The sequence below is a fragment of the Streptomyces sp. NPDC001985 genome (assembly GCF_040296845.1).
Classification (GTDB): Bacteria; Actinomycetota; Actinomycetes; order Streptomycetales; family Streptomycetaceae; genus Streptomyces.
Genome location: NZ_JBEOYB010000006.1, coordinates 17381 through 31212 on the forward strand (window position 1 = coordinate 17381; position 13832 = coordinate 31212).

Here is a 13832-nt window from a genome sequence, read left to right on the forward strand (position 1 = left end):
GCGGCTCCCACGGGGGGCGGCTGGCCTACCACGCGCCCTCCTCCAGCAGCGCGTGGGCGGCCCGCGTCAGCTCCTCGTCCGGCACCTGTCCGACCAGCGCGGCCGGGGTGCCGCTCAGCCACTCGTTGCCGCCGAGCCACCAGTCGGCGGCGCCCCAGGGGTCCTGGTCGGCCAGGAGCAGCCGGTTGATCCGCTGGACGACCGGGCGCGGCTCGCCCGTATCGGGGTCGAACTGGAAGTCCGGGTAGCGGGCGGTGCCCTCGCCGTCGGTGAGCCGGATGAGCGCGGCGCCGCCGGGATCGGCGGACGCCTCCGCGCCGAGCCGGTCCGCGCCCCGGGCGGGGGCGGCCAGCAGCCATTCCCGCACCCCGCGCGCGAGTTCCGCGCTCGCGGGCTCCAGGGCCGGCCAGTCCACCGACTCCAGCAGCCTGATCAGGGACTCCAGCCGGTCCGTGTCCGGCAGGACCGCGGCGGTGACCGGTGAGCGGACCTGGCGCAGCAGCCGGCTCGGCTCGCTGTCGGGCGGCAGCGCCCGCAGGACCTGCCGCACACCGCGCACGGCGACGCGCACGGCCCGGATGTCGTCACCGGCGGCGCGCAGGGCGCGGACGGCGCCGCGGTAGCGGTCGAACTGCCCGGGGGTCAGCGAGGCATGGATCTCCGGCTGGTGGCCGCGGAGCAGCTCCAGGAGTTCATCGGTGCCCGAGGTCATGGGTGCGGCCCTTCAACGCGGGGGACGGGGGGCGGGGTTGCCCTGGTGGGTGAAGGCGGCCCAGGAGGCCGGTTCGGCGAGGTGGCCGGGGTCGCGCTCGACCCCGGTGAGGAGGTCCCCGCGCAGGCCGGGGACGGGCCGGCGGTCGGGGTCGGTCATCCACACCTGGGCGGCGCGCAGGGCGTCGGCCGGGGCGAGCCCCTCGACGGCGAGGTGGTGGTGGAAGACGACCATCAGCGCGGCGGACGCGGTGTCGGGGACCTCCCAGCGGGAGCCCACGACATCGGCGGCGCCCCGGGCGAGGAGGGCGGTGGAGAGGGTGAGCGCCTCGTCGTGGTCCCGGCTGCTCAGATCGGTCTCGCAGGCGCTGAGGACGATGAGCGGGCCCTGGTCGGGCCGGTGTCCGTGCGGTACGTCGAGCAGCCGGGCGACGCTGAGCAGCCCGCTGTCACCGCCGTCACCGCTGTCGCCGCTGTCGCCGTCGCCCCGGGCGTCGGCGCCGGCGGGCGGGGCGAGATGGAGGACGGAGCCGGTGGGGTTCAGCCCGGCCAGTCCGTGGACGACGAGGTGGAGCAGGCTCGCGGGAGGTGTCGTGGGGTGGCCGCCGGGGAGCCGGCCGAGGATGTCGTCCGGGGTGCCCGGGGCGTCCTCGGGTGCGTCGTCGTGCCAGCCGTAGAGGGCGGCGCCGGGGTAGTAGGCGGTGCGCAGGGCACTGACCTCGTCCTCCGCCCAGGCCAGGTCCCCGGTGGGGTCGGCGACCAGCACGGGCCGCTCCCCGACGGCCATCCGCGCCCGCCGCGCGGACCGCAGGAACTCGGCTCCGGAGGCGGCGTAGGTGAGGACGGCGTGCTCACAGAGATGGCTGTGGGCGCGGCGCAGCGTGGGCGAGGGCAGGTCCAGCCGGGCGGCGTGCCACGGCACGACCCCGAGATTCCCGCACGCCACCACGACCAGCCGCACCGGCGGCGGCAGCGGCGGCACCGGACCGCCGGAAGCCGCCTGGCCGCCGGGGCCATGGGCGTCCCGGGACTCCCCGGGGCCCCCGGGCGGGGCCGTTCCGTCCGGGGACAGCGCACCGAGAGCGTCCAGCACGGGGGCCATCACCGCCACGCCCGACCACGCGCACAGCTCCAGAAGCGCGGCCTCCCAGGCGCGGTGGGCCTCCTCGCGGGCCGCGCGGTCCAGGGACCGGGCGGCCGAGCGGTGGGCTCCGGCGTCCAGATAGCGTTCGAGCGGCCCGCGGCCCGCCGCGCCGAGGCCCGGGAGCCAGAGCACCTCCGGCTCCCCCTCCGGGCGGACCAGTACGGCCATCCCGTCCATGGAGTCCTGCCCCGGCACCAGATACAGCAGCGCGTCGGCGCCCGTCGCCGTCAGCCCCTCCCGCAGCTCCGCGATGCCCGGGGCCTCCAGCAGCTCCCGCAGCGAGTCCCGGCCGCCCCCGTCCGGCTGCCGCAGAACACCCAGCGCCCGGCGGCGCAGCGTACTCGGGATGGTGAACTCCTCCGGGGAGCCGCTCGGCAGGATCTGCCCGACCACGTTCTCCCAGTCGGCGGAGGCATCCCCCGGCAGTGCCGGCCGCCGCTCCGCCGGGCGCAGCTTCCGCAGCGCGTTCTCCCACTCCGCCGCCAGCTCCGGCTCCCCCCGGGCCGCCAACTGCTCGGGCACCCCGGCCGAGGCCGCCGCCGCCCTCAGCACCAGGGCCCGCCCGGTCTCCAGCACCTCCACCGCCCGGTCCGCGCGCAGATCGCCCGCGGCCCACCCGGCGGCCGGCAGCCCCCGCTCGGCGCTGGTCCTCGCCACCTCCAGGCCGTGTTCGGCGCCCAGTTGCAGCAGGACCTCCTCCGCGAGCACCCGCAGCGAGTCCCGGGCGGCGGCGACGGCGGACCCGCCGTCGTCCCGCGCCCGGTCGCCGCGCGCGCGGTAGGCGTTCGCCAGCGACCAGAGCACCTGCTGCGCGGCGTCCGGGCTGTGGCCCTCGCCGAGTTCGCCCCTGGCCCGCTCCAGCTCCGCGATCTGCTCCTCCTGGTGGGAGGGGTCACCGGTCTTCCGGTACAGGGTCTCCAGCGCGGTGGCCATCACCAGCCGGGTCCGCACATGCTGGTCGGCCACGAGGGCGGGGGTCCGCAGCGTGGCACGGGCCCGCTCCAGCCCCTCGGTCAGCCGCACGGGATCGGGGTCGAAGAGGGAGGAGAGCAGCACGATGGGCAGCCAGGAGACCTCCAGCAGGGGCCGGAGCATCGGCGGAATCCGCGCCCCCTCCAGCGTCTCCTGGAAGTAGGCGGCGGCGGTGCGCAGCGGCCCCAGCACCCCTTCCATCCGGGCCAGATACAGATGGACGGTGCCGAGGGTGAAGCACACCAGGAAGTACCAGTCCGAGTCGGCGTCGACCTCCTCCTGGAGGTCGAGCAGTTCGTCCAGCAGCCCCTCCATCGCGGGCACATCGTCGTCGCGGCCCGCCTGCTCGGCCCGCAGCTGAATCCGCAGACACTGGTTGATCAGGAGGAACTCACGGGCCGGCCCGGAGGCGAAGGAGGTGTCGAGCACGGCGGCGGGGTCCGCGAGCAGCGCGTCGAGCCGGGCGATCTGCTGATCCCGGTCGGAGAGGCTGCCGCCCGTCAGGGCGGCGGCGGAGAGCAGACCGGGCGAGAACAGACCGGCCATCGCGGGGAGCCACTCCGTCGCCCCGCCGTCCGGGGGGCCCTTCATCAGCCGCGCCGCCTCCTCCAGATCCCCGGGGGCCCCGGTGCGCAGTCCCTGCATCATCCGGGCCAGCGCCGCGGTCATCGTGTCCGCCTCGTCGGCCCCGGGCCGGTCGCCGACCTCCGTGGCGAGGGCGTCCAGCTCCTCCCGCCGGATGAGTCCGGGGGCGAAGGCCTCCAGGCTGAGGACCGTCCGCGCGACCATGGCCGCGGGGTCCTCCTCCCCGGCGGGCCGCCCGTCCTGCGGCGGGGGCGGTACGAGGGACTCCCGGGGGCCCTCGCCAGGGGGGCGGTCGCCGCCCGCCAGCATCAGGGCGGCGTCCAGGAGGCGCTGGTACTCCGCCTCGTACGGGGTGCCGGCGAGCATCAGCCGGGCCGTGTCGGCCAGCCCCGCCAGGTCCTCGCGCTCCCCTGCCTTCGGGCGGGTGTCGATCCAGTCGGCCAGCCGCGCCATGCGCTCGGCCTCGGGGTGGTCCGGCATCCTCGGCAGCAGCCCGCGCAGGATCTCGCCCAGCTCGGTCAGATCACGGTCGAAGTCCGAGCCCCTCAGCTCGGCCTGACGGCCCATCTCGACCATCTCCAGCAGCCGGGGCAGGGTGCCGTCGAGCCCGTTGAACGCGATGGGCGGCAGCAGCAGTGCGGCCAGGCCCGTCTCGACGGCGATCAGCTCCTTCGGGACCAGCTCCCCGGACTCCCGGGCCGCGCGCAGCACCCGGAGCCCCCGGGACCGGTCGTCGGCCCGGTGGTGGTTGAGGTAGCGCAGGACGTACAGGCCGCCGAGCCGGGCCCGGACGGTGGCGAGCACCGGGTCCCCGTCCGGCCGGCCGGCGGCCAGTTCGCCCTCCAACGCGTCCAGTTCGGCGATCAGACGGTCCCGGTCCGCCGGGTCGGGCGGCCCGACGCCCACCGGGGTCGCCGCGGGGTCCGCGGTCCGCGCCGCCTCCGGGGCGTCCGGGGTGGGCTCCGGACTCCATGTCCTCGCCGGTGCCGCCGCGGCCTGGACCGACTTGGCGTAGTTCGCCCAGGCCCCGGCCTCGGCCGCGACCCGCGCGGCCCGGATGTTCAGCTCCGCGATCCCCTCGCTCCGGCTCATGGACTCCCCCTCCGACACACGACGGCCTCCCCATCATGGGCCGCTTTCCGGCCACGCAGGAGGTGATTGCCGTCTTCGCCGGAAACCAACCGGAAGCCGTCCCGCAATCGCCCGGGAGCGGGGTCAATCTCCGTTCCGGGTGAGGGGTGTTACGGGCCGGGCGGCCCGGGCGGCCGGGATGCCGGGACGCCGGGACGCCGGCGGGCACAGCGGATGCGGCGGACCCGGCGGACCCGGCACCGCGCAGCCGACACCGACCAGCCGCACGGCGCAAGGCCGGGCACGACGGCCCCGGCGGACACAGCAGGCACAACATGCGCGGCAGACCCGGCGGATGAGGCGGCCCCAGCAGACCTGGCACCGCGCAGTCGGCGCGGCCCAGCCGCACAGCGCGAGGCCGGACACAACGGGCCCTGCGGGCACAGAGGGCACAGCAGGCACAGAGGGCACGGCGGATGCGGTGGGCACGGCGCCCCCGGCGCCGCACAGTCGACGCGGACCGGCGACACGCCGCGAGGGCGGGCACAACGACCCGGGCAGGCCCAGCGGACCCGGCACGCACCGCGCCGCACCGCACCGCACCGCGCCGCGCCCCGAAATCAACGCGGACCCGCCACACGGCACAAGGCCCGCCACACGGCACAAGGCCCGCCGGGGCCGGGAGGGCAGGGTGCGCGACCCCGCCCTCCCGGACCCGGCGGGCCGGCGGCCCATCCGGCGGCTCCCGCGAGCCTTCACCGGCTCCACCCGGCTCCCCGGGCTCCCCGGGGCAGCCCCCGGCCCTCAGCCGGCCGCGGCCCGCTCCCGCTCCCCGGCCTCCCCGGGTCCCCCGGGTCCCCCGGGTCCCCCGGTCTCCCCGGCGCCCCCAGCCGGCGCCGCCCCCTCGCCGGCCGCGCCCCCGCGGTCGCGCATCAGCAGCAGGGCGGCCACCGCGGCGCCGACCACGCCGGCGGCTCCCGCCAGGAAGCTGTGGGACATCGCCGTGGTGAAGGCGGACCGGGCGGTCTCCGCCAGGGCGCTGTCCCCCAGGGCCAGGGCCTCGGCGATCGACTCGCGGGCGGCGCCGGAGGCCGAGCCGGACATCTCGGCGCTGTAGGTGCCGGAGAGGACCGCGCCCAGGATCGCCACGCCCAGCGCTGCACCCGCCTGCTGGATGGTGTCGTTGAGCGCCGAGCCGACCCCGGCGTGCTCGGCGGGCACCGCGCCCATCAGCGCACCGATCGTCGCGGGCATCGCCAGTCCGCCGCCGACACCCATCAGCACCATCGCGCCGGTGAGCACCGCGAGCCCGTCACCCGCCGAGAGGGTGGCCAGCACCCCGAACCCGGCGGCGGTGACCACCAGTCCGGCGACCGCCATGAACCGGTTGCCGGTCCGGTTCACCAGCGCCGCGCCGATGGTGTTGAAGACGATGACCGCCACGGCCATCGGGGCGAAGGCGAGACCGGTCTCGGTGGGGGTGTAGCCCAGCACGAACTGGAGGTACTGGGTCAGCACCAGCATCAGCCCGCCGTTGGCGAAGGTCAGCAGCACCAGCGAGAAGCTCGCCCCGGTGAAGACCCGGTCGCGGAAGAGCGAGAGCGGCACCATCGGGTGCGGGGTGCGGGACTCCCAGACGGCGAACCCGGCCAGCGCGGCCACGGCCACGGCCAGCGGGATCAGGGTGGCGGGGTGGCCGATCCCCTGCTGGGGCAGCTCGATGATCGTCCACACCAGCGCGGTCATCCCGGCCATGGAGAGCACCATGCCGACGGGGTCGGCCTTGCGCCACGGCCCCTTGGACTCCGGCATCAGCACCAGCGCGGCGACGATGGCGAGCAGCGCGATCGGAACGTTGATCAGGAAGACCGCGCCCCACCAGAAGTGGGCTATCAGCGCACCGCCGAGCACCGGCCCGCCGACCAGGCCGACCATCGCCACCGCGCTCCAGGCGGCGATCGCCTTGGGCCGCTCGTCCTCGTCGAAGACGGTGATGAGGATGGAGAGGGTGCTCGGCATGACCAGCGCGCCGCCGATCCCCATCAGCACCCGCGCGGCGATCAGTTCGGCGGGGCTGCCGGCGACCGTGGCGACCACGGACGCCGCGCCGAAGAGCGCGAGACCGATGATCATCACTCTCCGCCGGCCGTAGCGGTCGGAGAGGCTTCCCGAGGTCAGCAGCAGTCCGGCGAAGACCAGGATGTACGAGTCGATGATCCACTGGATGTCCTGGCCGGTGGCGTCCAGATCCTCGACGATCGGCGGCACCGCGACGGTGAGCACCATGTTGTCGATGACCAGCACCAGGGTGCTGAGGCAGAGCACCACCAGGATGAGCCACCGCTTCGGGTCGCGGCGCGTCGCCGCGTACCCCGGGTCCCATGAATCGCGGGACTCGCTCGAACTCGTGGCCTGCGTCGAATCCATCGCTGAACCTCTCGGACGGGGCACGGATGACGGAGTGCGGTACGCCGTGCGCTTCTCCGCACACTGTACGGAGACGGAACGTTGTACGCAAGACCGAACACTGTGCGGAACTGCGTTACGCTGGGCCCCGGCAGTGTCAGTCCGGAGAGAGGGAGGCCGTATGCCGGCCGAGGACCAGCCGTTTCCGTCCGTGTGGACCCGTCCGCGGCGACAGCGGCGGGAGCAGCCCGCGCTGAGCCGGGAGCAGATCGTGGCCGAGGCCATCGCCCTGCTGGACGCCGAGGGCGTCGACGCGCTGAGCATGCGGAAGCTGGGCACCCGGCTGAACGCCGGGGCGACGTCGATGTACACGCACGTCGCCAACAAGGACGAACTGATCGAGCTGGTCGTGGACGAGGTCTACGGCGAGATCGAGGTGCCGGGGACGATCGGCCCCGACGGCTGGCGCGCCGCGGTGGCGCACTCCGCGCACAGCATGCGGGCGGCCGTGCTGCGGCACCCGTGGACCGCCTCGGTCCTCGGCGCGTTCGCGGGCGCGTTCCTCGGCCCCCAGCTGCTGCGGGTGTCCGAGCGGATGCTCGCCCTGCTGGAGAGCGCGGGGTTCGGCCCGGAGGAGGCCGACTGCGCGATGGACACGGTCTTCGCCTATGTGCTCGGGACGACGATGAGCGAGGCGGCCTGGCTGACGACGCTGGCCCGCGACGGCCGCGGCGAGGAGGAGTGGCTGGCGGGCATGTGGCCGGCCGCGGAGGCCGCCGTACGGCACCACCCCCGGCTGCGGGCCCGGCACGAGGCGCGGGCGGCGACCGCGCGGCCCGGTCCCGAAGCCGCCTTCGGCCGGGGTCTCGACTGCGTTCTCGACGGTCTGGAGTCCCGGCGCGGCGCCTGAACCGGGCGCCGGACGGCGGGCCGGACGGCGGGCCCGGAGCCGTGACGGGCGCCGCGCCCGGCGCGCGTCATCTGTCGGCGGTGAACAGCACCGCCCGCCCGGCCCCCGCCGCCCGCGCGTGGAAGCGGCGCACCGCCACCAGCCGCTCCCAGAGGTACGGGAAGCACGGCCCGCCGTCCGACGCCCCCAGCGCGAGATACCGCCGCCACAGCCACCCCCGGTCGAGCGGGGCGAGCGCCCGGGCGGCCTCGGCGACCCGGTCGGGACCGGCCAGGACCGCGAGCCACGGCGCCGCCGGGCCGGTCAGCACCCGCCCGCCGAGCACGGTGTACGCCAGGGGGCCGGGCCCCCCGAGCGCCAGACACCGGTGCAGCGTCCCCCACGCCCGGTCGGTGTCCACCACCCGGCCGCCGCCCCGCGCGCACGCGTCGGCGCGGTCGATGTACGCCACCACCGCGCCGTCCCCGGCGCGCTCCAGCCACTCCGCCTCAGCCGCCTCCACCGCGAAGTGCCGGCCCAGTCCGGGCGCGCCGAGCCCCGCGGACCCGAGCCCGCCCCCGCCGGAGGCGACCGATGCGAGCATCCCGAGGGAGAGATCCCGGACGAGCGACGCGGCGCCGCCGGGCGCGGACCGGCGGGGGGAATCGGCGGGCGGACGGCGCTCCGGCGGTCCCGGGGTGGTCGCGGCGAGGTGTCCGGCGGCGCGGGGCATGGGTGGTCCTCCGGGGTCGGTCGGTGCGGCCGGGCCGAGGGGGCCGGAGCGCACCTGTACCGTACAGTTCAGTACAGGTGAACTCAACTGTACAGTTCAGTTGGTCGGCTAGGCTCGGCCCCATGACCCCCGACAGCACCGCCCCGCGCCCCCGCGGCGACGGCCCCAGCGGCCCGCGCGCCGAGCGCAAGCGGCAGGCCATCGTCACGGCCGCCCGGGCGCTCTTCCTGCGGGAGGGGTTCGGGGTGGGGATGGACGCCATCGCCGCCGCGGCCCAGGTCTCCAAGGTCACCGTCTACAACCACTTCGGCAGCAAGGAAGCCCTGGTCACCGCCGTGGTCGCGGGGGCGCTCGACGAGCATGTCGACACCGGGGACGATGGCTCGCCGGCCGCGCTGGACCGGCTCGCCGACGCCGACGACCTCCGCGCGGCCCTCGTCGTGGCCGCCCGCGCCTGGGTCCGCGCCGTCCGCGCCGACCACGAGGTCACCACCCTGCGCAACCTCGTCGCCGCCGCGCCCCACCGCTTCCCGGAGCTGGGGCGCGCCTGGCGGCACCAGAGCCCCACCGGCCACCACCCGGCGGTCGCGGGCGCGCTGCGCGAACTCGCCGCACGGGGCCGGCTGGAGATCCCGGACCTGGAGGTGGCGACGCTTCAGCTGTACGCGCTGCTGGTCCACCCCCATGTGGTCTTCGGCCAGTACGGCGCGACCATGAACGACGATCTGACCGAGCGGCTGCTCGTCGGCGGGGTGGACACCTTTCTCAGCCGGTACGCCACCGGCGTCTGACCGCCCCCCCCCCCGCCCCGGGGACCCCGCTGCGGGAATCCGGGCCTCCGCCCCCCTTGCGAATTGGTCCGGACCAAGTAGCTTCGAAGGTTGTCATGTACGCCCAAACATGACCGGCCGCCGGCCCACCCCACGCACCACCGGCCTGCACACCGCGCACCGCACCGCGCACCGCGCACCGCGCACCGCGCACCGCGCACCGCGCACCGGCAACCCAGCACAGCGCACCGAACGCACCGAGCACGGAGTGAGCACGGCCACCGCCCCTACCCCCTCAGGGAGCGCCATGTTCAACCGACGTCACGGAAGACTCCGACCGCGGCAACGGATCGCCGCCCTCCTCGCCGTACTGCTGCTGCCCCTCGCCGCCCTCACCGGCCTGGCCCCCCAGGCCCGGGCGGCGGGCAGCCTCACCGCCACCTTCGCCTCCCAGAACAACGGCTCCTGGTGGAAGGGCACCTTCACCATCCGCAACAGCGCCGCCACCCCCGTCAACGGCTGGACCCTGGCCTTCGACCTCCCCGCCGGGGTCACGCTCAGCGGCCACTACCACGGCGAGGCGAGCGTCAGCGGCTCCCGGGTGACCGTGAAGAACGCCTACTACAACGGGACCGTCCCCGCGAACGGCACCACCGAGCCCTGGAGTTACTGGTTCACCGCCACCGGACCCATCTCCGAGCCCAGGGGCTGCACGGTCAACGGGGACAAGTGCGACGGCACCCCCGACAACCCGCCCGGCGCGCCCGGCACCCCGCGCGCCACCGGCGTCACGGCCCGCACGGTCGCCCTGGCCTGGACCCCGGCGACGGCCGGTGACTACCCGGTCGCCTCCTACGACGTGCTGAGCGGCGGCTCCGTGGTGACCAGCACCGCCACCACCGGCACCACGGTGACCGGCCTGAACCCGGCGGCGGAGTACACCTTCACCGTCCGCGCCAAGGACACCCGGGGCAACACGGGGGCGGCGAGCCCGCCGTTCACCGTGCGGACCGTGGACCCGGCGACCGACCCCGTGCCGCCGACGGCCCCGGGCTCACTGCGCTCCACCGGGAAGACCGCCTCCACCGTGAGCCTCGCCTGGAACGCCGCCACCGACAATGTGGCCGTGGCGGCCTATGACGTCTACCGGGCCGCGACCCTGGTCAAGACCGTCACCACCACCAGCGCCACCGTCGACGGCCTCTCCCCGGCCACCGCGTACACCTTCACGGTCAAGGCACGGGACACCGCCGACAACGCCTCCCCCGCCTCCAACGCGCTCTCCGTCACCACCGACGACGTGGCAGGCCCCGGGAAGCACTACAAGGTCGGCTACTTCATCCAGTGGGGCCTGTACGGGCGCCAGTACTTCGTGAAGAACATCGACACCTCCGGCTCCGCCGCGAAGCTGAATGTCATCAACTACGCCTTCGAGAACATCGACCCGGTCAACCTGACCTGCCAGGCCGGGGTCACCAAGGGCGTCTCCGGCAACCCCCAGGACCCGGACGAGGGCACCGGCGCCGGGGACGCCGACGCGGACTACGCCCGCCCGTTCTCGGCCGCGCAGTCGGTCGACGGCGTCGCCGACGACGGCTGGGGCAAGCTGCGGGGCAACTTCAACCAGATCAAGAAGCTCAAGGCCAAGCACCCGCATCTGAAGGTCGTGGTCTCGCTCGGCGGCTGGACCTTCTCGAAGTTCTTCTCGGACGCGGCGGCCACGCCCGCCTCCCGGGAGAAGTTCGTCAAGTCCTGCGTCGATGTGTGGATCAAGGGCAATCTGCCGGTCTACAACGGCGCCGGCGGACCCGGCACCGGTGCCGGGGTCTTCGACGGCATCGACATCGACTGGGAGTGGCCGGGCGCCGAGGGCCACCCGGGCAATCACTGGAAGGCGGCGGACAAGGCCAATCTGACCGCGCTGCTCGCCGAGTTCCGCAAGCAGCTCGACGCGCTCGGCGGCGAGCACCGGCTGCTGACCGCCTTCACCCCCGCCGACCCGGCGAAGATCGAGGCCGGCTGGGACCTGACGAAGATCTTCGACTATCTCGACTTCGCCAATGTCCAGGGGTACGACTTCCACGGCGCGGGCAGCGACAACTCCTGGGAGCCGGCCCGCACCGGCCACCAGGCCAATCTGCACCGGGACGCCCAGGACCCGTACCCCTTCGACTTCAGCGTGGAGCGGGCGGTCAAGGCCTACACCGACGCCGGGGTCAACCCCCGGAAGCTGACCGTCGGCTTCCCCTTCTACGGCAGGGGCTGGAAGGAGGTCGCCCCCGGAGCCGCCGGGGTCAACGGCGAGTGGCAGACGGCGAACGGCGCCGCGCCGGGGCAGTTCGCCGAGGAGGCCGGAATTCGGGGCTATCAGAATATGATCAGCAGCTACCCGAATATGACCGTCCACCATGACGAACAGTCCATTTCCACCTATGGATACACGGGTGCGAATGGAACGTGGTGGAGTTTCGACGACACCTGGTCCATCGGGAAGAAGACCGACTGGATCAAGTCGAAGGGGCTGCTCGGCGCGATGGTCTGGGAGCTTTCGGGTGACACCCCGAACGGAACTCTGATGAATTCGCTGCACACGGGTCTCCCGTAGGAGCGCCGGCGGGGCGGTACGGTGCGGTCTGCGCCGTACCGCCCCCAGGTTCCGTGTGCGAAGAGTCCGTGAACCCGGCGGTCATATCAGGCGGATAATCCGCTCGTACGAGTGGAATGGGCGCGCCCCCCATGCAGAAAAGGTCCCGTTGCCCAGTAGGAATTGACGCCATGACCAGAAGAATCGGCATGACCTTGAGCGCACTCGCCCTCGCCCTCGTCCCGCTCCTCACCTCCGCGTCCGCCGGCACCGCCGCCCCGGCGGAGGTCCGCCAGCTGGAGGACGCCATCTCGGTCCTCGTCGAGGCCGAGGCGTACCACGGCGGCCGCGGCGCGGCCGCCTTCCCGCACTGGAACGCCGGCCGGGACGCCACCGACGGCTGCTCCACCCGCCAGGAGGTGCTGCTCGCGGAGGCGGTCGACGAGCCCTCGGTCGGGCCCGGCTGCTCCCTGTCGGGCGGCCGGTGGGTCTCGTACTACGACAACCAGTCGGTCACCAAGCCCGCCAGCGTCACCGTGGACCATGTCGTCCCGCTCGCGGAGGCCTGGGGCTCGGGCGCGTCCGAGTGGACGACGGCCCGCCGGGAGGCCTACGCCAACGACCAGGACGCCCCGGCCACACTGGCGGCGGTGACGGTCCGGTCCCAGAAGGAGAAGGACGGCCAGGACATCACCGACTGGCTGCCGCCGGAGGCCGGCGCCATCTGCCGCTACCTCGGCGACTGGGTCGGCACCAAGCTGCGCTGGGGGCTGACCGCCGACAAGGCGGAGCTGGAGACCCTGAAACTCTTCGCGGACAACTCCTGCGAGACCACGGTGGTGATCTATCACCCCGCTCCCCAGGTATGACCGTTCGGCCGAACGGGTGAATGACCCTCGGTGAGGTTTGAGGCCGTGTCCTGGGAGCCGGTCGGATAGTTATACCGGCCGACAGATACGCGACGAACAGGGATGAACAGGCGGGCGATATCGACATGAAGGCCAAGATCACCCTGACGCTGCTGGGTGCGGCGGTGCTGGCAGCCGTACTCCCCGTCGGCACCGCGGCCGCGGACGAGACCCACACGGACTCGCACAATGGAGTGACGCTGATCTCCATCGGACAGATCGACGACCCGCTGGAGGACGTGCTGGAGCACGCGGCGGTGTTCGGCGAGACCTACGTCTACGACTAGAGCCCCGGCCGCCGGAAGGCCCTCTCCGCCACCGTGGCGGAGGGGGCCTTCCGCGTGCCGGTCCGCCGCGGGCCCCGCGCGGGTCCCCGGGGCGCGCCCCCGGCGGCTCACTGGCGGCGGACCCGACCTCGGGTGATCATCGGAATATGAGTCCCGAGATGCACCTCGCCCAGCAGCCGGAAGCCGATGAGCTGCTCGGCCGCAGCCCGCTCGCCGCGGTCGTCGGGATGCTGCTCGACCAGCAGGTCCCCATGGAGTGGGCGTTCTCCGGCCCGTACACCATCGCCCGGCGCATGGGCCGCGACGATCTCGACGCCGCCGAGATCGCGGCGTACGACCCGGAGGCCTTCGCCGGCCTGCTGAAGGAGAAACCCGCGGTCCACCGCTACCCGGGCAGCATGGCCAAGCGGGTGCAGACGCTCTGCCAGTACCTGGTGGACGAGTACGGCGGCGACCCCCGCGCGGTCTGGACCGGTGTCGACGACGGTACGGAGCTGCTGGCGCGGCTGAAGGCACTGCCCGGGTTCGGGGAGCAGAAGGCCCGGATCTTCCTCGCCCTGCTGGGCAAGCGGTACGGGGTTCGGCCCCGGGGATGGCGCGAGGCGGCGGGCGCCTACGGCGAGAGCGGTTCGTACCGCTCGGCCGCCGACATCACCGGGCCCGAGTCGCTCGCAAAAGTACGCGCTCACAAACAAGAGATGAAAAGAGCGGCAAAAACGGCCAAGGACGGCTGAAATACGGCTGGCCGAATCGGACGTTCCGGGGTTTGGAA

Annotated in this window: 10 protein-coding genes; 6 read left to right on the forward strand and 4 right to left on the reverse strand. The window is 74.1% G+C overall.

The genetic code is table 11. From position 1 onward, the window contains the following. Positions 1 to 25 precede the first annotated feature (25 nt). The 3 genes from ABT122_RS03905 to ABT122_RS03915 form a co-directional block, all read right to left on the reverse strand. Entirely contained in the window at positions 26 to 712 is a 687-nt protein-coding gene (locus tag ABT122_RS03905; RefSeq protein ID WP_351544885.1) for a hypothetical protein, read from the reverse strand. A 12-nt stretch (positions 713 to 724) separates the two neighbouring features. Further along, positions 725 to 4504, reverse strand: a complete 3780-nt coding sequence (locus ABT122_RS03910) for a CHAT domain-containing protein (protein WP_351544887.1) — start codon at positions 4502 to 4504, stop codon at positions 725 to 727. A gap of 783 nt (positions 4505 to 5287) precedes the next feature. Continuing rightward, the gene (locus ABT122_RS03915) at positions 5288 to 6910 is read right to left on the reverse strand and encodes an MFS transporter (protein WP_351544890.1); all 1623 of its coding nucleotides are present in this window, start codon (positions 6908 to 6910) and stop codon (positions 5288 to 5290) included. Positions 6911 to 7070: 160 nt separating this feature from the next. On the opposite strand from ABT122_RS03915, the gene ABT122_RS03920 reads away from it, so the two are divergent. After that, positions 7071 to 7799 carry a TetR/AcrR family transcriptional regulator gene (locus ABT122_RS03920; RefSeq protein ID WP_351544893.1) on the forward strand — a complete coding sequence of 243 codons (729 nt, stop codon included), beginning with the start codon at positions 7071 to 7073 and terminating at the stop codon, positions 7797 to 7799. Positions 7800 to 7866: 67 nt separating this feature from the next. Here ABT122_RS03920 and ABT122_RS03925 read toward each other — a convergent pair whose 3' ends face one another. Then, positions 7867 to 8511 (reverse strand): DUF1877 family protein, encoded by a 645-nt coding sequence (locus ABT122_RS03925; RefSeq protein ID WP_351544896.1) that lies wholly within the window; start codon positions 8509 to 8511, stop codon positions 7867 to 7869. Between the two features lie 122 nt (positions 8512 to 8633). Between ABT122_RS03925 and ABT122_RS03930 the strand changes: the two genes are divergently transcribed. The 5 genes from ABT122_RS03930 (at position 8634) to ABT122_RS03950 (ending at position 13794) form a co-directional block, all read left to right on the forward strand. After that, positions 8634 to 9302: a TetR/AcrR family transcriptional regulator gene (locus ABT122_RS03930; protein ID WP_351544898.1), complete on the forward strand. Its 669-nt coding sequence runs from the start codon at positions 8634 to 8636 to the stop codon at positions 9300 to 9302. 286 nt (positions 9303 to 9588) lie between these two features. Then, entirely contained in the window at positions 9589 to 11886 is a 2298-nt protein-coding gene (locus ABT122_RS03935; protein ID WP_351544901.1) for a glycosyl hydrolase family 18 protein, read from the forward strand. Between the two features lie 170 nt (positions 11887 to 12056). After that, positions 12057 to 12734, forward strand: a complete 678-nt coding sequence (locus ABT122_RS03940; RefSeq protein ID WP_351544904.1) for an HNH endonuclease — start codon at positions 12057 to 12059, stop codon at positions 12732 to 12734. 125 nt (positions 12735 to 12859) lie between these two features. Then, positions 12860 to 13060, forward strand: coding sequence for a hypothetical protein (locus tag ABT122_RS03945; RefSeq protein ID WP_351544907.1), 201 nt, complete (start codon positions 12860 to 12862; stop codon positions 13058 to 13060). Between the two features lie 146 nt (positions 13061 to 13206). Then, positions 13207 to 13794 carry an HhH-GPD-type base excision DNA repair protein gene (locus tag ABT122_RS03950; RefSeq protein WP_351544909.1) on the forward strand — a complete coding sequence of 196 codons (588 nt, stop codon included), beginning with the start codon at positions 13207 to 13209 and terminating at the stop codon, positions 13792 to 13794. Positions 13795 to 13832 lie beyond the last annotated feature (38 nt).

Coding starts and splice junctions, on each gene's coding strand:
- ABT122_RS03905 (WP_351544885.1), bottom strand. CDS start 712: ATGACCTCGGGCACCGATGAACTCCTGGAGCTGCTCCGCGGCCACCAG.
- ABT122_RS03910 (WP_351544887.1), bottom strand. CDS start 4,504: ATGAGCCGGAGCGAGGGGATCGCGGAGCTGAACATCCGGGCCGCGCGG.
- ABT122_RS03915 (WP_351544890.1), bottom strand. CDS start 6,910: ATGGATTCGACGCAGGCCACGAGTTCGAGCGAGTCCCGCGATTCATGG.
- ABT122_RS03920 (WP_351544893.1), top strand. CDS start 7,071: ATGCCGGCCGAGGACCAGCCGTTTCCGTCCGTGTGGACCCGTCCGCGG.
- ABT122_RS03925 (WP_351544896.1), bottom strand. CDS start 8,511: ATGCCCCGCGCCGCCGGACACCTCGCCGCGACCACCCCGGGACCGCCG.
- ABT122_RS03930 (WP_351544898.1), top strand. CDS start 8,634: ATGACCCCCGACAGCACCGCCCCGCGCCCCCGCGGCGACGGCCCCAGC.
- ABT122_RS03935 (WP_351544901.1), top strand. CDS start 9,589: ATGTTCAACCGACGTCACGGAAGACTCCGACCGCGGCAACGGATCGCC.
- ABT122_RS03940 (WP_351544904.1), top strand. CDS start 12,057: ATGACCAGAAGAATCGGCATGACCTTGAGCGCACTCGCCCTCGCCCTC.
- ABT122_RS03945 (WP_351544907.1), top strand. CDS start 12,860: ATGAAGGCCAAGATCACCCTGACGCTGCTGGGTGCGGCGGTGCTGGCA.
- ABT122_RS03950 (WP_351544909.1), top strand. CDS start 13,207: ATGAGTCCCGAGATGCACCTCGCCCAGCAGCCGGAAGCCGATGAGCTG.